A 22,616-nucleotide genomic window follows, 5' to 3' on the forward strand; every position below is an offset into this window, starting at 1 on the left:
CCAGCTCTCTCTCAGGCGTTGCCGAAGTTGTTGTCGAGCAGGGCGAACAGTTCGTCCGCCGTGGCGGTTGCGGTGTCCTCGGCGGGTGCGGGCGGTGGGGCCCCGCCGTCCGGGCCGGCTCCGCGCCGGCCCCAGCCGCGCAGCAGCGCGTCCAGTCGTTCGCCGACCCCGTCGGTGCCGGCCGCTCCGGGCGGCACGGCCGCGAGGAGCACGGCCAGCCGGTCCAGTTCGGCCAGCAGCGGCGAGGGCGGTGCGGGCGCGGCGGAGAGCTCCGCATCCAGGTGTGCGGCGAGTGCGTCGGGCGTCGGGTGGTCGAAGACGACCGTCGGCGGTACGGGCAGCCCGGTCGCCTCGACCAGCACGTTCCGGAACCGCACCGCGAGCATCGAGTCGAAGCCGACCTCGGAGAAGGAGCGCTCCGCGCGGACCGGACCGGTGCCGGGATGGCCCAGGACCGCGGCGGCGTGCCGGATGACCAGGTCGAGTACGGCCTGACGGCGGGCCTGCCGGTCCAGTGGGGCCAGCCGGGCGGCCAGGAGGACGGCGGGGGTGTCCTCGTCGTCGCCCGCGGCCGCGCCCGACTCTACGGGCTCGACGGGCTCGACGGGCTCGACGGGCTCCGTTGGGGTACGGGGGACCGTGGCGGCCGGACGGCCGGGGGTGGGCAGCCAGTACCGGTCGCGCTGGAAGGGGTAGGTGGGCAGCAGGAAGGGTGTGGCGTCCGGGTCGGCGGTTCCCGTCCAGGGCGTCCAGTCCACCGGGCCGCCGCCGCTCGCCCACGCTTCGGTCAGGGAGGCCAGCAGGCGGTCCCGGCCGCCGTCGCCGCGGCGCAGCGTGCCGACCGCCGCCACCTCCCGGCCGGCGTCGTCGGCCACCGCCTCGATCCCGGCGAGCAGCACCGGATGCGGGCCGACCTCGACGAACAGGGTGTGGCCCGCGTCCACCAGGGTGCGGGTCGCACCGACGAAGTCGACCGGCTCGCGCAGGTTGCGGTACCAGTAGGCGGCGTCGAGCGATTCTCCGGCGACCGGTTCGCCAGTCACCGTCGAGTAGAGCGGGACGGCCGAGGCCCGCGGGCGGATCCCGGCGAGGGCTTCGCGCAGTTCGTCCTCGATCTCGGCGACCTGGGCCGAGTGCGCCGCGTAGTCCACCGGGATCGCCCGGGCTCGTACGCCTTCCCGCTCGCAGGCTTCGAGCAGGGCGGCCAGTTCCTGCGGCTCTCCGGCGACGACCACGGCCGCCGGGCCGTTGACCGCGGCCACGCCCACGCGTCCGCCGTCGGGCAGCAGGCGGGCGGTCCGCTCGGCGGAGGCGGCGACCGACACCATGCCGCCGCGCCCGGCCAGCCGCAGCAGCGCCCGGCTGCGCCGTGCCACCACGAGGGCCGCGTCGTCGAGCGAGAGCGCTCCGGCGACGCAGGCGGCGGCGATCTCGCCCTGGCTGTGTCCGACGACCGCGTCGGGGGTGACCCCGGTGGCCCGCCAGTGCGCGGCGAGCGCCACCATCACGGCGAACAGCACCGGCTGGACGACGTCCACGCGGTCGAGCGAGGGTGCGCCGGGCGCGCCGCGGAGCACCTCGGTCAAGGACCAGTCGGTGTGCGGGGCGAGGGCGCGTTCGCAGGCGGCGATCGTGGCGGCGAACGCCTCGGAGGTGTCGAGCGCGGCCACGGCCATCCCGGCCCACTGCGCGCCCTGGCCGGGGAAGACGAAGGCGGTACGGCCGCCGCGCGCCCGGTCCTGTACGGCGTGGGGCGCGGGTTCGCCGGCGGCGAGGGCGTCCAGCCAGCCGAGGAGCGCGTCGCGGTCGCGGCCGGTGGCGGCGGCCCGGAACGGCAGGGGGGGGCGGGTGGTGGCGAGCGCGCGGGCCGCTCCGGCGGCGTCCCGGCCGCCGTCGGCGCGCAGGTGCTCGGCCAGCCGGCGGGCCTGGCGGCGCAGGGCCGCGGGGGTCATGGCGGACAGCAGCCACGGCACGGTTTCCGCGGTGGCCCCCGTGGCTTCGGTGTCCGCGACGTCGCCGGACCGTTCGTCGGGCGCGCCTTCGGCCGGCGGGGCGCTGTCGGCGGGGGCTTCCTCAAGGATGGCGTGCGCGTTGGTGCCGCTCATGCCGAAGGCAGAGACCCCGGCCCGGCGCGGCCGGTTCCCGTCCGGGGCGTCCCAGGGGCGGGCCTGCGCGAGCAGCCGGACCGCGCCGGCCGACCAGTCGACCCGGCTCGACGCCTCCTGGGCGTGCAGGGTGCGGGGCAGGACGCCGTGGCGGAGGGCGAGGACGGTCTTGATGACCCCGGCGACCCCTGCGGCGGCCTGGGTGTGCCCGATGTTCGACTTCAGCGACCCCAGCCACATCGGCCGCCCCTCGGGCCGGTCCTGGCCGTACGTGGCCAGCAGGGCCTGTGCCTCGATGGGGTCGCCGAGTACGGTGCCGGTGCCGTGGGCCTCGACCAGGTCGATGTCGGTACCGGCCAGTCCGGCGGTGGCGAGCGCGGCCTTGATGACCCGCTGCTGTGCGAGGCCGCTGGGGGCGGTCAGGCCGTTGCTGGCGCCGTCCTGGTTGACCGCGGTGCTGCGGACGAGGGCGAGGACCGGGTGCCCGAGGCGGCGCGCGTCGGAGAGGCGTTCCACGAGCAGCACGCCCACGCCCTCGCCCCAGCCGGTGCCGTTCGCGCCTTCGGCGAAGGAGCGGCAGCGGCCGTCGGGCGAGAGCCCCTGCTGACGGCTGAACTCGACGAAGACGTCCGGGCTCGCCATCACCGCGGCGCCGCCGACCAGAGCGAACGAGCAGTCCCCGGCGCGCAGCGCCTGCCCGGCCAGGTGCAGGGCGACCAGCGAGGACGAGCAGGCCGTCTCGACGGTCACGGCGGGGCCGCCGAGTCCGAGGGTGTAGGAGATGCGACCGGACGCGACGCTGGTGACGGTGCCGCTCAGCAGGTGCCCCTCGACCTCGTCGGACGGGTTCTGCGGGCCGGTTCCGTAGCCCTGGGTCGCGACGCCGACGTAGACGCCGCCCTCGCTGCCGCGTACCGACGCGGGGTCGAGTCCGGCCCGCTCCAGCGCCTCCCAGCTGGTCTCCAGCAGCAGCCGCTGCTGCGGGTCCATGGCCAGGGCTTCGCGCGGCGAGACGCCGAAGAACTCCGCGTCGAACTCGGCCGCCCCGTCCAGGAATCCGCCTCCGGTGGTGTAGAAGGTCCCGGGGTGCAGGGGGTCGGGGTCGTAGAGGGTGTCCAGCGACCAGCCGCGGTCGGCGGGCAGCGCGGCGACCGCGTCCACCCCGTCGTCCACCAGCCGCCACAGGTCCTCGGGCGAGCGGACGCCGCCGGGGAAGCGGCAGGCCATCGAGACGATGGCCAGCGGCTCGTCGTCCACCGCGGGTCCGGCCGGGCCGCCGACGGCCGCGGCTTCGGCTTCGGTGTCGGCTTCGGTGTCGCTCAGTCCGTCGAAGAGGTGCACGGCGAGGGCGGCTGCCGTCGGGTGGTCGAAGACGGAGGTGAGGGCCAGCGGCAGGCCGGTGACCTCGACCAGCCGGTTGCGGAGTTCGACGGCGGTGAGCGAATCGAAGCCCGCCTCCCGGAAGGGGCGTTCGGCCGCGAACTCGCCCGCCGACTCGTGGCCCAGCACCGCCGCCGCCTCGCTGCGGACCAGTTCCGTCAGCAGCTTGCGGCCCTCCGGCCCGGACAGCCGCTCCAGCCGCTGCCGCCACGACGGGTCGCCGCCCGTACCGGCTCCGGCGGGGGCGTCCGCGGCGGGGCCGCCGTCCGGCGGCGGGGTCTCCGCGGCGGCCGGCAGTCCGCGCAGCAACGCACTGGCGCGCACGGATCCGAAGGTGGGAGCGAAGCGGCTCCAGTCGACCTCGGCGACCACCGCTTCGGTCTCGTCCAGGTCCAGTGCCAGCCCGAGCGCGGCGAGGGCCGCCGCGGGGTCCATCGGCACCAGGCCGTGGCGGCGCAGGCCGTCCCCGGTGGCGCCGTCGGCCATGCCCGCGCCGGACCAGGGGCCCCAAGCCACCGAGGCCGCCGTCAGGCCGCGGCCGCGGCGCGCCGCGGCCAGGCCGTCCAGGTAGGCGTTGGCCGCCGCGTACGCGCCCTGACCGCCGCTGCCCCAGGTGGCCGAGATCGAGGAGAACAGCACGAACGCGTCGAGTCCGACGCCCTCGAACAGGGCGTCCAGGTGCGCCGCGCCCCGCGTCTTGGCCGCCGTGTCCGCGGCCAGCTCCTCCGGAGTGCAGTCGGCGAGCGGGGTGTCGGAGGTCAGTCCCGCGGTGTGCACCACGGCCCGTACGGTGTCGTCCTCGGCGCGTAGTCGCGCCAGGACCCCTTCCAGTGCGGTCCGGTCGGCGACGTCGCAGGCCAGTACGGTGCTCCGGGCCCCGAGCTCCGCCAGCGCGGCGACGAGGGCGTCGACTCCCGGCGCCTCGGGCCCGCGCCGGCTCAGCAGTACGAGGTGCTCCGCGCCGCGCTCCGCCAGCCAGCGCGCCACCTGGGCGCCGAGGCCTCCGGTGCCGCCGGTGACGAGGACCGTGCCGCGCGGGGTCCACGGTGCGGGCCCGGGCGCCGCGGGTCCCGGTGCGGGGACGAGGCGGCGGCCCAGGAGTCCCGGCGCGCGTACGGCCACCTGGTCCTCGCCGTCGTGTCCGGCCAGCACCGCGCACAGCCCTTCCAGCACGGCTCCGTCCAGCAGCTCCGGCAGGTCGACCAGGCCGCCCCAGCGCCGCGGGTGCTCCAGCGCCGCAACCCGGCCCAGGCCCCACACCTGGGCCTGCTCGGGGCGGACCGGTGTGGTGCCGTCGGCCGCCACCGCACCGCGGGTGGCGCACCACAGGGGTGCGTCGATGCCGCTTTCGCCCAGGGCCTGGAGCAGCAGCAGGGTCCCGGTCAGGCAGGCGTCGAGCGTGCGCAGCCGCGGATGGGTTCCCTCGGCCAGGCCCAGCAGCGACAGGACGCCCTCCAGGGCGCCGAACTCCGGCAACAGTGCGGCCAGTTCCGTCCGTTCGACGGTAGCCCCGACCCGGATCACGACCACGTCGGCGCCGTGTCCGGCAAGGGCCTGTTCGCAGGCGAGCGCGGTGTCCTCGGCGCCGGGTCCGTCCGGGGTGACGAGCAGCCAGCGGCCGGAGAGCCGGGCCTCGGCGGGCGCAGTGAGCGGCTGCCACGCGATGCGGTAGCGCTGCGGTCCGGCCGGGGCCTCGATCGCCCGGCGGGAGCGCCAGGCTGCGGGGGCCGGGTCGAGGGCGGCTTCCGGCCAGAAGCGCCTGCGCTGGAAGGCGTAGGTGGGCAGGTCGACCCGGCGTACGTCGGTGCCGCTCCAGCCCGCCGACCAGTCCACCGGTACGCCGTGCAGGTGCAGCGAGGCGAGTGCGGTGCGGACCGCGTCGGTCTCGGCCCGGCCGTCGCGCAGCAGCGGCACCGTCCGGTGGGCGCTGGAAGCGGAGGCGGAAGCGGTATCGGTGCCAGGGGCGGCTTCTTCGGGACCGGCTTCGGGGTCGGCGAGGCAGGTGTGCAGCATGCCGGACAGCACGCCGCCGGGGCCGAGTTCGAGGAACGTCGTCGCACCCTCGGCCCGCAGCCGGCGGGCCCCCGCCAGGAAGCGGACGGTGTCCCGTACGTGGCGCACCCAGTGGTCCGGGGAGCGGAGTTCGGCGGCCGTGGCCGTCCGGCCGGTCAGGTTGGAGACGATCTCGATGCCGGGCGCGTGGTAGGTCAGCGACTCGGCCACGTCCCGGAACGCCTCGAGCATCCCGTCCATCCGGGCGGAGTGGAAGGCGTGGCTCACGCTGAGGCGCCGGATGCGCCGGCCGCGGGAGCGGAACGCCCCGGCCAGCCGCCTTACCGCGTCCTCGTCGCCGGACAGGACCACGGCGAAGGGCCCGTTGACGGCAGCGACGTCCACCGCGCCCCGCTCCGGGTCCTGCGCGGCGCGGGCCGCGAGGCCGTCGTGCAGGGCCTCGCGCACTTCCTCCTCCGTGGCCTCCACTGCCACCATCACTCCGCCCGCGGGCAGCGCGTCCATCAGCCGGCCCCGGGCCGCGACCAGCGCGCAGGCGTCGGCGAGGTCCAGTACGCCCGCGGCGTGGGCGGCGGCGAGCTCGCCGATGGAGTGCCCCATCAGTAGGTCGGGCCGCACGCCCCAGTGCCGGACGAGCCGGAACAGGGCCGTTTCCAGGGCGAACAGCGCGGGCTGGGTGTAGCGGGTGCGGTCGAGCAGCTCCGCCCCGGGGGTTCCGGGCGCGGCGAACAGGACGTCGCGCAGGGGCAGGTCGAGGTGCGGGTCGAGCCCGGTCAGCACCTCGTCGAGGGCATCGGCGAACACCGGGTCGTCGCGGTAGAGCCCGGCGCCGGCCCCGGCCCGCTGGCTGCCCTGTCCCGGGAAGAGGAAGGCGGTCCGGCCGGAGTGCCCGGCGCCGCCGGTGAGCAGCCGGCCCGCCGTGGTACCCCGCGCGAGGGCGGTCAGTGAGCGCCGGACGGACGCCCGGTCCTGCCCCAGGACGGCGGCCCGGTGTTCGAGCGGGGCGCGTCCGGTGACCAGCGAGTAGGCGACGTCGGCCAGTTCGAGGTCCGGGTCGGCGTCGAGCCGGCCCACCAGCCGATCTGCCTGCGTCCGTAGCGCCTCCGGCGTCCTGGCCGACAGCAGCAGCGGCACGGGCGGGCCGGTCCGGCGGGCGGTGGGCGTGGTCGCGGTGACCGCGGCGACGGCCGCGGCGCCAGTGGCGCCATGGGTGCCGGTCTCGTCCGCGGTGCCGGCGTCGGCCGGGTCCGGGGCAGGCACGACCGCGATGACGGGCGCCTGCTCGATGATCGCGTGCGCGTTGGTCCCGCTGATGCCGAACGACGACACGCCCGCCCGGCGCGGGCCCCCGGTCCGCGGCCACGGGGTGTGCCCGGTGAGCAGCCGGATCGCGCCGCCGGACCAGTCGACGTGCGGGTTCGGCGCATCCGCGTGGAGGGTGCTCGGGAGTTCGGCGTGGCGGATGGCCAGCACCATCTTCATCACCCCGGCCACCCCGGCCGCGGCCTGGGTGTGCCCGATGTTCGACTTCACCGAGCCGAGCCACAGCGGCCGGTCCGCGGGGCGGCCGGGCCCGTGCACGGCTTGGAGGGCCTGCGCTTCGATCGGGTCGCCGAGCCGGGTCCCGGTGCCGTGGGCCTCGACCGCGTCGATCTGGTCGGCACGCAGCGCCGCGTCGGCGAGCGCGGCCCGGATGACCTGCTGCTGGGAGGGTCCGTTGGGTGCGGTGAGCCCGTTGCTGGCGCCGTCCTGGTTCACGGCGGTGCCGCTGATCAGCGCGAGGACCGGGTGGCCGTGGCGCAGGGCGTCGCTGTGGCGCTCCAGCAGCAGGACGCCGGCGCCCTCACCCCAGCCGGTGCCGTCCGCCTCGGCGGAGAACGCCTTGCAGCGTCCGTCGGCGGCGAGTCCGCGCTGACGGCTGAACTCGACGAAGAGCTTCGGTGTGCTCATCACCGTCACCCCGCCCGCGAGGGCCTGTTCGCAGTCGCCGCGGCGCAGGGCCTGGACGGCCAGGTGCAGCGCCACCAGGGACGACGAGCACGCGGTGTCCACGGTGAGCGACGGCCCCTGGAGGCCGAGGACGTAAGAGAGCCGTCCGGACAGCACGCTGGCCGTGTTGCCGGTCAGCAGGTGGCCTTCGGAGATGCCCTCGGCGCCCTCCAGCAGCGCGGAGTAGTCCTGGCCATTGGTGCCGATGTAGACCCCGACCTGGCGGTCCTTCAGTGCGGTCGGGTCCTGGCCGGCGCGCTCGACAGCCTCCCAGGTGGTCTCCAGGAGCAGCCGCTGCTGCGGGTCCATGGCCAGGGCTTCGCGGGGCGAGATGCCGAAGAACTCGGCGTCGAACTCGGGGACGTCGTGCAGGAAACCGCCCTGCCTGCTGTACGTGGTGCCGGCCCGGTCGGGGTCCGGGTCGTACAGGCCCTCGGTGTCCCAGCCCCGGTTCGAGGGCCAGTCGCCGACGGCGTCGGTGCCTTCGGACAGCAGCTGCCAGAAGTCCTCGGGCCGGGTGACTCCGCCGGGGAAGCGGCAGCCCATGCCGACGATCGCGATCGGCTCGCTGCGGCCGGTCTCCGCGGTGCGGTGCGCCCCGGTCGCGACGGGAGCGGCGGTCTCCTCCGGCGCGTCCGGGAGGCCGAGTTCGGCGAGCAGCCGGTCGGCGAGGGCCGACGGGGTGGGGTGGTCGAAGAGGACGGTGGCGGGCAGGGCGAGTCCGGTGGCGGTGGCGAGGCGGTTGCGCAGTTCCACGGCGGTCAGTGAGTCGAAGCCGAGCGCGGAGAACGCCTTGGCGGGCTGGACCGTGTTCACGTCGGGGTGGCGCAGGACCGCCGCGGCGTGGGCGCGTACCAGCTCGGTGAGGGTCCGGACTCGGTCCTCGTGGCGGGGCAGTACGGCGACCTGCTGCCGCAGGGTGTCGGCGTCGTGGGCTCCGTCGGCGGAGCCGCCGTCCCGGGCCGGCGGTGCGCCGGTGTCGGGGGCGGCCGGGGCCCCGGCCGGGTCCGGCAGCGCGTCCAGCAGGGCGGTGGAGCGCAGCCCCATGCCCGCGGTGAAGCGCCGCCAGTCGATGTCAGCGACCATCACCAGCGCGTCGTCCTCGGCAAGGGCCCGACCGATCGCGGTGACGGCCGTTTCGGGTTCCATCACCGGCATGCCGAAGTCCCGCAGCCGCGCGGCGACGTCGTCCGCGAGCATGCCCGGCCCGGCCCAGGCGCCCCAGGCCACGGAGGTGCCGGGCAGTCCGGCGGCCCGTCGGGCGGCGACGAGCGCGTCCACGGCGGCGTTGGCGGCGGCGTAGTTGCCCTGCCCGGCGTTGCCCAGGACGCCCATCACGGACGAGAACACCACGAAGGCCGAGAGGTTCAGGCCCGCGGTGGCCTCGTGCAAGTTCCGCGCGGCGGTCAGTTTGGCGCGCATCACCACGGCGAGCCGGGCCGGGTCGAGGGCGTCGAGCACGCCGTCGTCCAGGACGCCCGCCGCGTGGATGACGGCGGACAGCGGGTACTGCACCGGGATGGCGTCGATCAGCGCCGCCAGGGCGACCGGGTCGGCTACATCGCAGGCGGCGAAGGCCACCTCGGCGCCCAGCGCCGTCAGTTCCGCTCGCAGGGCGTCCGTACCGGGTGCGTCGGCGCCGCGGCGGCTGACCAGCAGCAGCCGCTCCGCGCCCTGGCCCGCGAGCCAGCGCGCCGTGTGCGAGCCGACGCCACCGGTGCCACCGGTCACGAGGACCGTGCCCTGCCACTTCGGACCGGGCCGCACCGGGACGGCCGGGCCGTCCGCACGGCCCTCCGACGGCGCGGCGAGAGGGGCAGCGGAGGAAGCGGAAGGGGCGGGGCGCAGGCGCCGTCCGTGGATGCCGGTGGACCTCACCGCCACCTGCTCCTCGTCGGCCACGGCTCCCGCGAGCACCGCGCACAGGCGGCGGGCGGCGCGCGCGTCCAGCACCTCGGGCAGGTCGACCAGGCCGCCCCGGCGGTGCGGGTGTTCCAGGGCCGCGGTCCGGCCCAGGGCCGCGGACGCGGCCTGCCCGACGGTTCCGGGCCGCTCCGCGCCGCCCAGGGCCGCCGTTCCGGTGGTCAGCGTCCAGAGGCGGGCGTCGATGCCCGCATCCTCCAGCGCCTGGGCCAGCGCGAGGGTCAGCGCCGGGCCGCCGGGGAGGTCGGGGTGCTGGGGGTGGGTGCGCTCCTCCCAGGACAGCAGCGACAGCACTCCGGCGATCGGCTGTCCCCCGACGGCATCCGTGAGCAGCACGGCCAGTTCCCCACGGGTGGTGCCCGGACCGGCGACGACGCACGGAATCAGGTCGGCTCCGGCATCGCGGAGCGCGTCGAGGACGGCCGCCGCGGCATCGCTCTCGGGGCGCAGAGCAAGCCAGCGGCCGGCGAGTCCGTCCGCCGGGGCGACCGACAGGGGCGTCCAGGTGACGCGGTAGCGCCAGGATTCCGCCCGCCGTTCACGGGTCCGGGCGGAGCGCCAGGCGGCCAGGGCGGGCAGCACCTCGTCCAGGGCGTCACGGCCGACGCCCAGGGTCTCGGCGAGCCGGGCCGGGTCCTGCCCTTCCAGGTCGTCCCAGCGGTCCTCGGCGGCCGGAGCGGGTACGGGGGCGGGTGCCGTCAGCCAGTAGCGGCTGCGTTGGAAGGCGTACGTCGGCAGCTCGACCCGCCGCGCTCCCGGAAACGCCCCCGACCAGTCCACGCCCACACCGCGTTCCCAGGCCCGGCCCACCGCACGCAGCACCTGATCGAGACCACCCTGACCACGACGCAGAGTGCCGAGCACCGCGGCGTCCACACCCGCGGCCTCCACCGACTCCGCCACGGCCACGCCCAGCACCGGGTGGGCGCTGGCTTCGATGAAGACGCGGTGCCCGCTGTCCAGCAGCGCACGGGTCGCCTCCTCGAAGCAGACCGTCTGCCGGAGGTTGCGGTACCAGTACTCCGCATCCAGCGCCTTCGTATCCAGCCAACCACCCGTCACCGTCGAGAAGAACGGCACCGAACCCGAGCCCGGCACGACCCCGGCCAGATCCGCGAGCAACTGCTGGCGAATCTCCTCCACATGCGAAGAATGCGAGGCGTAATCGACCTCGATCAGGCGCGCCCACACCCCCTCCTCCACGAACTCCGCCACCAGTTCCACGACCGCGTCCGCATCACCCGACACCACCGTGGACGAAGGCCCGTTGACCGCGGCCACCGACAGACGACCATCCCACCCGGCAAGACGTTCCCGCACCGCGTCCGCCGGCAGCGGCACCGACGCCATCCCACCCCGACCCGCCAACACCCCCACCGCACGCGAACGCAACGCCACCACCCGAGCCCCATCCTCCAGGCTCAAACCACCCGCCACACACGCAGCCGCGATCTCACCCTGCGAATGACCCACCACCGCATCGGCCGTCACGCCATAGGACCGCCACACCTCCGCCAACGACACCATCACAGCCCACAACACCGGCTGCACCACATCAACCCGCCCCAGCAACTCCCCCGACCCCAACGCCTCCACCAACGACCACTCCACAAACGGCGACAAAGCCCGCTCACACTCCGCCATCCGCCCCGCGAACACCACCGACCCAGCCAGCAGCTCCACAGCCATCCCCACCCACTGCGACCCCTGACCCGGAAACACCAACACCGTGGCGTCGGTCGGCAATAACCCCTCCCCGCGCACCGGTCCCGGCTCCGCGTCGCCATCGGCCAACTGCTGCAGCAGCGCCCGGAGTTCGTCGCCGTCACCGACCAGCGCCCTGCGGTGTCCCCAGACGGCGCGGCCCGTGGCCAGCGAGAAGCCCACGTCGGCGGCCTCGGCGCCCGACCCGTCGCCGACCCGGGCCGACAGCGCCGCCGCCTGCGCGCGCAGCGCCTCCGGGGTGCGTGCCGACAGGGGCCACACCACCGTCCCGCCCGGCTGCACGGACGGCCCGTCGCCCGGTTCCCCGGCCGGTTCGTCGGCCGGCGCCGCCTCCACGATCACATGGGCGTTGGTGCCGCTGATCCCGAAGGAGGACACGCCCGCCCGTCGCGGACGGCCCGTGTCGTCCCACGTACGGGCCTCCGTGAGCAACTGGCCGGCTCCCGCCGACCAGTCCACCTCGGGCGTCGGGCCGTCCACGTGCAGCGTCTTCGGCATCACTCCGTGCCGCAGGGCCAGCACCGATTTGATGACCCCGCCCACGCCCGCCGCGGCCTGGGCGTGTCCGATGTTGGACTTGAGCGAGCCGATCCACACAGGCCGGTCCGCCGGACGCCCCTGCCCGTACGTCGCCAACAACGCCTGCGCCTCGATCGGGTCACCCAGCCGGGTCCCCGTACCGTGCGCCTCCACCACGTCCACCTCGGCAGCCGACAACCCCGCGTCCGCCAACGCCGCCCGGATCACCCGCTGCTGCGACGGACCGTTCGGCGCCGTCAACCCATTGCTCGCACCGTCCTGGTTCACCGCAGAACCACGGATCACCGCCAGCACCGGATGCCCGTTCCGCCGCGCGTCCGACAACCGCTCCACCAGCAGCATGCCCACGCCCTCGGCCAGGCCGAAGCCGTCGGCCGCTGCCGCGAACGCTTTGCAGCGGCCGTCGGGGGCCAGGCCGCCCTGCCGGCTGAACTCGACGAGCATGCCGACCGTGGACATCACGGTGGCGCCTCCGGCGAGCGCCAGCGAGCATTCCCCCGACCGCACCGCACGTACCGCGAGGTGCAGGGCGACCAGCGAGGAGGAGCAGGCCGTGTCGACGGTGACCGCCGCTCCCTCCAGCCCGAGGGTGTAGGCCAGCCGGCCCGAGGCGACGCTTCCGGTGTTGCCGGTCAGCAGGTGGCCGCCCGCGTCGGCGCCCTGTTCGAGGGAGGGCCCGTAGTCCATGGTCATCGCGCCGACGAAGACGCCCGTCCGGGTGCGGCGCAGGGTGGACGGTTCGATCCCGGTCCGCTCCAGCACCTCCCAGGTGGTCTCCAGCAGGAGCCGCTGCTGCGGGTCCATGGCCAGCGCCTCGCGCGGCGAGATGCCGAAGAACTCCGCGTCGAAGTCGGCCGCGTCGTACAGCAACCCGGCCTCGCGCTGGTAGTAGCGGCCCGGTGTCCCCGGCGCGGGGTCGTAGCGCCCGGCGAGGTCCCAGCCGCGGTTGTCGGGCAGCGCGGAGACCGCGTCGACGCCGTTCGACACCAGCTCCCACAGGTCGTCCGGGCTGCCGACGCCCCCGGGGTAGCGGCAGCCCATGCCGACGATCACCACGGGGTCGTCGTCCGCGGCCCGCACCGGCACAGGCGCGTCCGCGTCGGCGTCCTCACCGGGCCGTTCACCGGAGAGCGCGGCGCACAGGTACGCGGTCAGGTCGTCCGGGGTCGGGCAGTCGAAGACGACCGTCGCGGGGATGCGCAGCGTCGTCGCCGCGCTCAGCCGGTTGCGCAGCTCCACCGCGGTGACGGAGTCGAATCCGAGGTCGAGGAAGGCCAGTCGGCCGGGGACCGGGTCGGACCGCCCGGTCAGCGCGGCGGTCTCCGCTGCCACCAGCCGGGCCAGCGCGGCGCGTTGCTCCGCCGGGTCCATGGCGGCCAGCTCCGCGCGGAACGCGGCGCCGTCGTCCCGCTGCCCGTCGCCGTCCGCCGTCCCGTGCCCGTCCGCCGCTCCGGACGCGCCCGCCGGGACGGCCTCCGTGAGGGCCGCCAGCGGGAGTTCGGGTACGAGGGTGCCCGGCCCGGCGGAGCGTGCCTCCGGGTCGGGGCCCGGCGCGGCACCGCGTACGTACAGTTCACCGAGCGAGGTCAGGAACCGGCCCGGCCCGTCCTGGTTGCGGCGCAGCGTGCCGAGGACGGCGGCCTGTGTGCCGCGCTCCTGCGCGGTGTCCGTGAGGGCGGAAGTGAGCACGGTGTGCGGGCTGACCTCCAGCAGGACGTCGTGGCCGTCCCGCAGCAGGGCTCCGGCGGCCTGCCGGAAGAGGACCGTGCCGCGCAGGTTGCGGCACCAGTAGTCGGCGTCCAGGATCGGGACGTCCAGCCGTCCGCCGGTCAGCCCGGAGTAGTAGGGCAGGTGCGGGGTGCGGGGGCGGACCGGGGCGAGGTCGGCGCGCATCCGGGGGACGATCTCGTCGATGTGCGGGGAATGGGCGGCCAGGCCCACCGCGATCCGCCGTGCGTGCACCCCGTCGGCCGCGAGTCCGTCGAGGAGTTCGGCCGCGGCGTCGCGGTCGCCGGAGACGATCACGGACCGCGGGCCGTTGTGCGCGGCGACGACGAGGCGGCCGTCCCAGCGGCCCAGCCGCGGTTCGACCTCGCCGGCCGGGGCCATCACGGAGACCATGTCCCCGCGCCCGGCCAGCGTGGCCTGGGCCTGGCTCCACAAAGCCACCACGCGCGCGGAGTCGTCCAGGGACAGCGCGCCGGAGACCTCGGCGGCGGTGACCTCGCCGACGCTGTGGCCGAGCACCGCGTCCGGCCGTACCCCGTGTGAGCGCCACAGCGCGGCCAGGGACACCGTCACGGCGAACAGCACGGGCTGCACCACGTCGGCGCGGTCGGCCGCGGGGGCGCCGGGCGCGTCCGGGTCGCGGAGCACGTCCATCAGTGACCAGTCGATGAAGGGTTCCAGGGCCTGCGCGCACGCGTCCATCCGGTCGCGGAACACCGGGGAGGCGTCCAGCAGGTCGACCGCCATCCGAGGCCACTGCGCGCCCTGTCCGGGAAACACGAAGGCGACCCGCCGGGCGGACCCGGCGGCCGACCCCTCCACCAGGCCGGGCATGGTCCGGCCCTCGGCGAGCGCGTCCAGCCGCTCCAGGAAACCGTCGCGCCCGTCCGCGACCAGTGCCGCCCGCCGGCTCCCTCCGGACGCGGTGCGCGCGAGGGTGAACGCGACGTCCTGCGGACTCCAGTCGTCACGGCCGGCCAGGTGCGCGTGCAGCTCGCGTGCTCCGGCCGCCAGCGCGTCCTTGCCGTTGCCGGCCAGTGTCCACAGCAGCGGTGCTTCCGTACCGTCGGGGTGCGCCATCGTGTCTTCGGACTCCTTCACGGCGAGCAGGACCTTCCGTCACCGGACCTGGGCGGGCGCCCGCTCCCGCGGGTCCCGCGCCGGCCGGGGCGCCTTCGTCATGCCCGGCGCGTACCTCCGCCGGACCTGCGACGCCGATCTTTCCTAAGCCGCATAGCAGCCCGATAGCGCAGGCCGCGACACGGACAGGGGTACGCGTACGGGCACGTGTACGGCGTGTGTACGGGTACGGGGGCGGGCGGGTCGCGGAGTGCGGGAGGGCCGCGCGCACCTCGGGGGCGGGTCAGCCGTGCGTCACGGCGGACCGGCGCCAGCCCGGTGCGCGCGTCACGCCCAGCTCCTCCCAGATGCCGTCCAGGGCCGCGACGAACTCCGCGACCGCGGCGGGTTCGTGGACGGCACCGGGCGCGCTCCGGAGGATCTCCTGACCGGCCCGCACGCTCGGCGCGTTGATCGACTGCACGTAGATGCCGTGGCGCTCCAGCAGCAGGCCGGAGATCCGCTGGGCGAGCGCGTCGTCCCCGACGAAGATCGAGACGATGTGGGATTCGTCGGAGACGAAGGGGATGCCGTGTTCGGTGAGCAGCCGGTGCGTCAGCCGGGCGTTCTCGCGGAGCCGGTCGCGTTCCTCGTCGGAGGCGCGCAGGTGCCGGACGGCGGCGAGCGCGCCCGCCACGACCGAGGGGGGCAGGGCCGTGGTGAAGATGAAGGAGCGGGACAGACCGCGTACCGCGTCGACCAGTTCGGCGGGACCGGCGATGTAGCCGCCGGTAGTGCCGAAGCCCTTGGCCAAGGTGCCCATGATGACGGTGAACTCGTCGGCCAGGCCCAGGCTCGCGGCGATGCCTGCTCCCTGCGGCCCGTACATGCCGACCGCGTGGACCTCGTCGAGGAAGGTCATCGCGCCGTGCTTGCGGGCGATGGCGGCGATCTCGGCGAGCGGGGCAACGTCACCGCCCATCGAGTAGACCGACTCCATGACGATCATCTTCGGCCGGTCGGAATCGGTGGCGGATATCAGCTCTTCGAGATGCGCGGTGTCGTTGTGGCGGAAAATGCGCTTCTCGGCGCCGCTGTGGCGGAGTCCGTCGATGATCGAGGCGTGGTTCATCTCGTCGGAGAAGACGACGCAGTCGCCCAGCCGGCCGGCGAGGACCGTGAGGGCGCCGTCATTGGCGGTGTATCCCGACGTGAAGAGGAGGGCGTTGGCCTTGCCGTGCAGATCTGCGAGTTCCTGCTCCAGCAGTACGTGGTAATGGTTGGTCCCCCCGATGTTCCGGGAGCCGCCCGAGCCCGCGCCGTACGCGTCGAGGGCTTCCCGGGTCGCGGCGAGCACCAGCGGGTGCTGACCCATTCCCAGATAGTCGTTGCTGCACCACACGCTGATCTCGGAGCCGATGCCGTCGCGCAGGCTCCGGGCCGCGGGAAATTTCCCGGCGAGCCGGCTGACCTCCAGAAACTCCCGTTTCGCCTCTGCGGACCCGCCTTCCTTCATGTGCCGCGAGAAGAGCTCCAAGTATTGATTCATGACGACCCTTTTCTCCGAAGGCTGCGCCGATACGGGGCTCGGACTGGTAGAGGGGATTGTCCCAGAGCGGAATATCACTTCGATGACGCGGTCTGCGACAATTCAAGACCCCCGATGCGGCCGTTTCTTCAATTCACACTCCTGGTACACCCGCTTTGCTTGTTGTAGGCTCTGCCGAAATTCCTCGACACGGCACCACTGGAGTTCTCTATGCCGTCGAACGAAACGTATGTCAGCCAGATCCTTGAGGTAATTTCCGCCGAGCCGGAGAAAGTGGTCCTCTCCTGGCGGGACCGGACGCTTACCGCGGCGCAGCTGACCGCCCTGGTCCGGTCCGCAGCGCACTCCCTGCACCGGCACGCCGGCGGAAGCGACGCGGGCGGCGGCACGGCCGGCACCGTGGTCGCCATCCTCACCGTCACCAACACCGGCCCGACCCTGGTCCTGCGCTACGCCGCGAACCTGATCGGGGCCACCGTCGTCCACCTGCACACCACCAACGCGGTCGACCCGGCCGACCACTTGGCCGCCGACGCCAAACTCAAGATCCTCCGGGACACCGGCGCGACGCACCTGGCAGTCGACGCGGAGAACGTCGCGACCGCCCGCGAGCTGCGCGAGCGGCTGGGCACCCCGCTCGCCCTCGTCGCCCTCGGCGACCTCGGTCCGGACGTCCTGGACCTGACGGCCGGCGACGCGGACGCGCTGGACCCGTCCGGCATGGGGATAGGGCTCGACCGGCCCGCGGTGGTCACCTACACGAGCGGCACGACGGGCGAGCCCAAGGGCATCGCCTTCGACTTCCGCACCCGCAACGGCTTCATCTCGGCCGGGCTCCAGATGGGCTGGCGGTCGGTCTACCTGGCCTGCCTCCCGCTCAGCCACTCCAGCGGCGCCACGGCCGACGACTCCCTGGCGTCCGGCGGCTCGGTGGTCCTGCGGGACGGCTTCGACCCGGGTGACGCGCTGCGCTGCATCGAGCAGTACAAGATCACCCGGATGCTGCTCTCACCTCCCCAGCTCTACCTGCTGATGGACCGGCCGGAGGTGGGCTCGACCGACCTCTCCAGCCTCCAGATGGTGACGTACGTGGGCTCCCCCGCGTCCCCCGAGCGGCTGGCCGAGGCGGTCAAGGTCTTCGGCGACGTACTGATCCAGGTGTACGCGACCAGCGAGGCGGGCTTCGTCAGCATGCTCTCGCCCGCCGAGCACCTCGACCCCCGGCTGCGGGAAACGGTCGGCCGGCCGATGCCCGGCTGGGTGCGGATCACCGACCCGGACGACCACCGCGACCTGTCGCTCGGCGAGATCGGCGAGGTCTGCGTACGGTCGGCGTTCACGATGAGCGCGTACGTGGCCGAACCCGAGCTCACCGCCCGGACCGTACGGGACCGCTGGGTGCACACCGGTGACCTCGGCTTCGTCGACGGCGACGGCTACCTCCACCTCCGCGGCCGGATCGGCGAGGTGATCAAGACCAACGGCATCAAGATCCATCCGGTGACGGTGGAGAACGCCTTCCTCGCCCACCCCGATGTCGCGCAGGCCGCCGTCTTCTGCGTCAAGGACCGGGACCGGATCGAGCACCTGCACGCCGCCGTGGTGCTGCGCGCACCGGGCGCGGTCACCCCCGAGGAGCTGGCGGAGCACATCCGGGCCACCATCTCGCCCAAGCACGTCCCCGCCGACATCCGCGTCCGGCCCGCCCTGCCGCTCACCGGCGTCGGCAAGCCGGACAAGGCGCGGCTGGCCGCCGAAGCGGGCGCGTGAGACCGCCGTGACCCTCTCCGTGGCGGCCATCCTCGCCGAGTCCGCGCTACGACGGCCGGAGCACCCGGCAGTCGTGTGCGGTACCCGGAGGATCACCTACCGTGAACTGTGGGACGGGGCACGCCGGTACGCGGCGGCGCTGCGCGCGCGGGGCATCGGCCCCGACGACAAGGTGGCGCTGCTGCTGCCCAGCACCCCGCACTTCCCGCTGGCCTACTTCGGCGTACTCGCGCTCGGCGCCATCGCGGTCCCCGTCCACGCCCTGCTCCGCTCGGACGAGATCGCGTACGTCCTGGAGGATTCCGGGGCGGTCGCACTGGTCTGCGCCGCCCCGCTGCTGGCCGAGGGCGGCAAGGCGGCGGAGGCGACCGGCACCCCCCTGCTCACCGTCATGGAGGAAGGAGACGGGGAGGAAGGGGCGGACGGTGAGCAGGGGGGTGGCCGCCCGCCGCGGCTGGACGCGCTCGCGGCGCGCAGCGCACCCGTCGACCGCCAGGTGCCGCGCGACCCCGGTGACATCGCGGTGATCCTCTATACCTCCGGCACCACCGGCCGCCCCAAGGGCGCCCTGCTCACCCACCTCAACGTCGTCATGAACGTCGACACCACGATGCAGTCGCCCTTCGACTTCACGCCGGACGACGTGCTGCTCGGCTGTCTCCCCCTCTTCCACACCTTCGGCCAGATCTGCGGAATGAACACCTGTTTCCGGGCCGGGGCGACCCTGGTCCTGATGCCCCGGTTCGACGGGCCGGGCGCGCTGGACCTCATGGTCCGGGAGCGGTGCACCCTCTTCATGGGCGTCCCGACCATGTACCGGGCGCTCCTCGACGCGGCCCGCGCCGACCCGCGCAGACCTCAGCTCGACCGCGCGTTCTCCGGCGGCTCGGCGCTGCCGGTGGCGTTCCTGGACGCGTTCCGGGAGGAGTTCGGCTGCCCGGTCTTCGAGGGGTACGGGCTGACGGAGACCTCTCCCGTGGTGTCGTACAACCAGCGGGCGTGGCCGCTCAGACCGGGCACCGTGGGCCGGCCGATCTGGGGCGTCGAGGTCGAGATCGCCCGGGCGGATGTGGAGGACCGGGTGGAGCTCCTCGCCGCCGGCGAGGTGGGCGAGATCGTCATCCGCGGGCACAACGTGATGGCCGGCTACCTGAACCGGCCGGAGGCGACCGCCGAGGCGATCGTGGACGGCTGGTTCCGCTCGGGCGACCTCGGCGTCAAGGACGACGAGGGCTACCTGTCCATCGTCGACCGCAAGAAGGACGTGGTCCTGCGCGGCGGCTACAACGTCTACCCGCGCGAGGTCGAAGACGTCCTGGCCCGCCACCCGGCCATCGCCCAGGCAGCCGTCATCGGCCTGCCCCACCCCGTCCACGGCGAGGAGGTGTGCGCCGTGGTGACGACCCGCCCCGGCGCGGCCCCGGGCCCTGCCCTCGCCTCCGAGATCGTGGCCTGGAGCAGAGAGCGCATGGCCCCGTACAAGTACCCCCGCCGGGTCGAGTTCACCGACTCCTTCCCCCTGGGCCCCAGCGGCAAGATCCTCAAACGCGAGCTGGTCTCCCTCCTGACCGGCACGACAGGACGGCAGTAGCGGGTCCTACCGGCGGTGTCCGCGTACCACCGGCGGTGTCCGCGTACCGGTGCACCCGCGGCCTGCCGGTCCGTAGCGCGACGACGGTCACCCCGTGCCGGCGCGCAGGCGGTCTCACCGCCGCCACTCCTCTCATGGGACCCATCTGCCCCTCTGTCACCCATCCCCGCATCTCGACGGAACCTCACCCCTTACCAACAAACCAACCGCAGGGAGGCCCGCGGAGGCGGGGCCGGTGGGATGGGAAGGGCGGACGAGGGCGTGTCGGTGCCCGGCGGGCCGGGTGGCCTCCGGCACGGTGAGGCCAGTTGCCGCGCCCGCCCACCCGCGCGGAACGGCATCCACGGCGTGCATGAGGGGTTCGCATGGTCGAGAACGAGAACACCAACACCATCACCCCCGAGCTCGTCGCCTCTGCCGGTGCCGGTGCCGGCACCGGCGCCGGTGCCGGTGCCGGTGCCGGTGGTGCATTCCCCAGGCCGCCCGGCCGCCGCGCCCTGCTGCTCGCCGCCGGATCGGCCGGCGCCGCCGCCCTCCTGGGCGGGGCGTGCGCAGCCCCGTCCGGAACACGGAGCGCAGCCGGACAGCCCACCGGCCCCCCGCCCCCGGCCGGACGGACCACCGCGGCCGCGCCCGCCTGCATCCTCGCCGTCGAGGCAGGCGCGGGGCCGTACTACCTGGACGTGGACCTGGTCCGCTCCGACATCACCCAGGGCCGAAACGGAGTACCGCTACGGCTGGACCTCACGGTCGTACGGGTCGCCGACGGCTGCCGGCCACTCGCCCATGCCGCCGTCGAGGTCTGGCACGCCGACGCCAACGGCGACTACTCCACCGGCAAGGACACCTTCCTGCGCGGCACCCAGACCACGGACCGCACCGGACGGTGCACCTTCCGCACGATCGTGCCGGGCTGGTACGCCGGGCTGGCCCCGCACATCCACTTCAAAGTCCGCCCCGACTCCCGCACCGAGACCACCTCGCAGTTCTTCTTCCCGGAAGACCTCCTGACCCAGGTGTACGCCCGCCCGCCGTACGCACACCGCAGCGCCCCCGACCACCCCAACCAGCGCGACAGCCGCTACCGGGCCGCCGGTAAGACCATGACCCTGCCCCTCACGCCCGACAGCGACGGCGGCGGGTATCACACCACGTACACCATCGGCATCACCTGAACCGCCCCACCCGGGCCGGGGTGGCGGCCTCCCCCGGTCCAGGGCGCCGGCTCCCAGCAGGTGCGCGCCTCGCCCGGATCGGAGAAGCTGGGCTTGGCCACAGCGCCGACGGGCGCCACGGACGGGCAAGGGAGGCCTCGTGGACACTTCAGGACACGGCCACAACACCCACCACCCCCGGTCCCGGAAACGGACCGGGATCCTGCTGAGCACCACTGCAGCCCTCACAGTCGCAGCCCTGCCAGCCTCCGCCGCGCACCCCGCGCCCGCACCCCCACCCGACCCGGTCGTCGTCGACTGCTCCTCCCAAGGCCACATACGGCCCGAGGAATACCTCCTCGCCTGCGGCGACGGCAACAACCGACTCGTCGACCTGCACTGGAACACGTGGGGCCCCAGCACTGCCACAGCCACCGGCACCGACATGGTCAACGACTGCCGCCCCTACTGCGCCGCAGGCCGCTTCCGCCCCTACCCGGTAACCGTCACCCTCAGCAACCCCCAGCCCTGGCCCGACCACCCCCAAACTCAACGCTTCACCAGAATCCGACTCCTCTACACCGACACTTCGCCCGCCCCCATCCCCAAGGACATCACCTACAAACTCGTCTACGACACCCCCGCGCCCACTCCCACCACCTGACCCCAGCCCCTGGGGTGCCCGCCTCAGACCTGCCCCCGCTCTCCCACTGGGATCGCCCGGCAGGTCCATGACACGGCTGGTGAAGGACTGCCCGAGACGGCCCTCCTTCTGCAGGAGCACCCTTCGCACCAGGGTGCCGCTCTCAGCAAGGGCCCTGCGGGCACTGGATGTCGACGAGCTCGACTGCTGTGGCGCGTGCGGCGCGTCCCGTCGCGACAGGGGATCCGGCGCAACGAGGCACCAAACGCCGCCGGTGCTCGGCCCGCATCCGGCCAGCAAGGCAGGTGCCTGCCGCTACGCGGCGCGACCGTTGCGCGACCGACCAGCGCCAGCGGTAGAACCCTCCGCGGGCGCCACCCGGGATCGCGCACGATCGCTACACGCCGTGACGGTGCATGCCGCCGGCGTCGCAATGCAAGCGGCTCGTCCGCAGGTCTCCCCGGCGGGCACCTCGCCGTCTCCTGAAAGCGCTCGCGCCCCTCCTCGGCTCCCCGTTCTCCTCCCACGAAGCGGTGCTCTCCACGTCCACCGGCACACCGGCCCCACGGCCGACTCGCTCCGGCCGAGCACAACCCGTCCCGCAGAATTCGGGGTCGAAGGAACGGCAGACACCTCAGGCAGCGGGCCATCACCGGGTCGCAACCCACCGGCTCGCCCCCTCCCCTCCGGCGACACCGCCATGTGCCGTACCGGGCGCTGCGGCACCGCGCAGTTTCGCGGCCTCCGCATCCCCTCCACCCGGGCCGCCCGCCCGCCCTGCCCTCACGGCGCACTCGTCACGCTCGGCGCCCCGCACAGGCGCCTTGGGACCGATCCGCCGCCGGGTGCACGCACCCGACATCCGGCCTCCCCGGTGCAGCCGACCGGTCGCGGGACTCTTGCACGGCAGAGGGCGGCAGGGGCGGCAGGGACCGCGGGAACGGCGCAGGCGGCGGGGGTGGCGGTGGCCTGTCACACGGCTGTGACAGTCGACGGACAGCCCCATGAAGTCCCGAAGCCACGCTCTTCATAAGACAACAAAAGGGACATCCAGCTAGATATCCCTACTGCTTCCGAGGACGCGAGCAGCGGTGACCGAGCCGACACGGCAGAGGAAATCCCATGACTCCCACACCCGCCACCCCCACAGCCGGACTCGCCCCCCGCGAGCAGGAAGCACTACGCCACATCGCCGCCGGGCACACCTACCTCCAGACCGCCCGCCACATGGGCCTCTCCAAGCACACCGTCGACGCATACCTGCGCCGCATCCGAGCCAAACTGAACGTCAACAGCACCGCCGAAATGACCCGCATCGCCATCGCCCTCGGCCTGTAAACCCCCACCACCGGGCCCAGCCCCGCGCTCCGATCCCCATCGACGGCATGAACGCCACCCCGAGGGCGCGGAAGACCTGCCGCGCACCGTGCGCGAGGAAGATGCCGAG

At 74.2% G+C, this 22,616-nt stretch carries 7 protein-coding genes; 5 read left to right on the forward strand and 2 right to left on the reverse strand.

Annotation, left to right across the window (positions count from 1 at the left end):
* Positions 1-11: 11 nt before the first annotated feature.
* Both AW27_RS00325 and hemA read right to left on the reverse strand, forming a co-directional pair.
* Positions 12-14,483, reverse strand: a complete 14,472-nt coding sequence (locus tag AW27_RS00325) for a type I polyketide synthase (RefSeq protein WP_037917615.1) — start codon at positions 14,481-14,483, stop codon at positions 12-14.
* A gap of 283 nt (positions 14,484-14,766) precedes the next feature.
* Complete coding sequence (gene hemA / locus AW27_RS00330; RefSeq protein WP_037917612.1) at positions 14,767-16,011, reverse strand: 5-aminolevulinate synthase; 1,245 nt, start codon at positions 16,009-16,011, stop codon at positions 14,767-14,769.
* Between the two features lie 210 nt (positions 16,012-16,221).
* On the opposite strand from hemA, the gene AW27_RS00335 reads away from it, so the two are divergent.
* From AW27_RS00335 to AW27_RS00355, 5 genes are all read left to right on the forward strand, one after another.
* Positions 16,222-17,781 (forward strand): class I adenylate-forming enzyme family protein, encoded by a 1,560-nt coding sequence (locus tag AW27_RS00335; RefSeq protein WP_037917609.1) that lies wholly within the window; start codon positions 16,222-16,224, stop codon positions 17,779-17,781.
* A 7-nt stretch (positions 17,782-17,788) separates the two neighbouring features.
* Positions 17,789-19,372, forward strand: coding sequence for a long-chain-fatty-acid--CoA ligase (locus AW27_RS00340; RefSeq protein ID WP_037917607.1), 1,584 nt, complete (start codon positions 17,789-17,791; stop codon positions 19,370-19,372).
* A 365-nt stretch (positions 19,373-19,737) separates the two neighbouring features.
* Positions 19,738-20,547 carry a dioxygenase family protein gene (locus tag AW27_RS00345; protein ID WP_052030188.1) on the forward strand — a complete coding sequence of 270 codons (810 nt, stop codon included), beginning with the start codon at positions 19,738-19,740 and terminating at the stop codon, positions 20,545-20,547.
* Between the two features lie 139 nt (positions 20,548-20,686).
* A complete protein-coding gene (locus tag AW27_RS00350; protein ID WP_236647502.1) occupies positions 20,687-21,190 on the forward strand; it encodes a hypothetical protein in 504 nt (167 codons plus the stop codon).
* Positions 21,191-22,291: 1,101 nt separating this feature from the next.
* A complete protein-coding gene (locus AW27_RS00355) occupies positions 22,292-22,507 on the forward strand; it encodes a response regulator transcription factor (RefSeq protein ID WP_037917606.1) in 216 nt (71 codons plus the stop codon).
* Positions 22,508-22,616 lie beyond the last annotated feature (109 nt).

The sequence above is a fragment of the Streptomyces sp. PCS3-D2 genome, assembly GCF_000612545.2.
Taxonomy (GTDB): Bacteria; Actinomycetota; Actinomycetes; order Streptomycetales; family Streptomycetaceae; genus Streptomyces.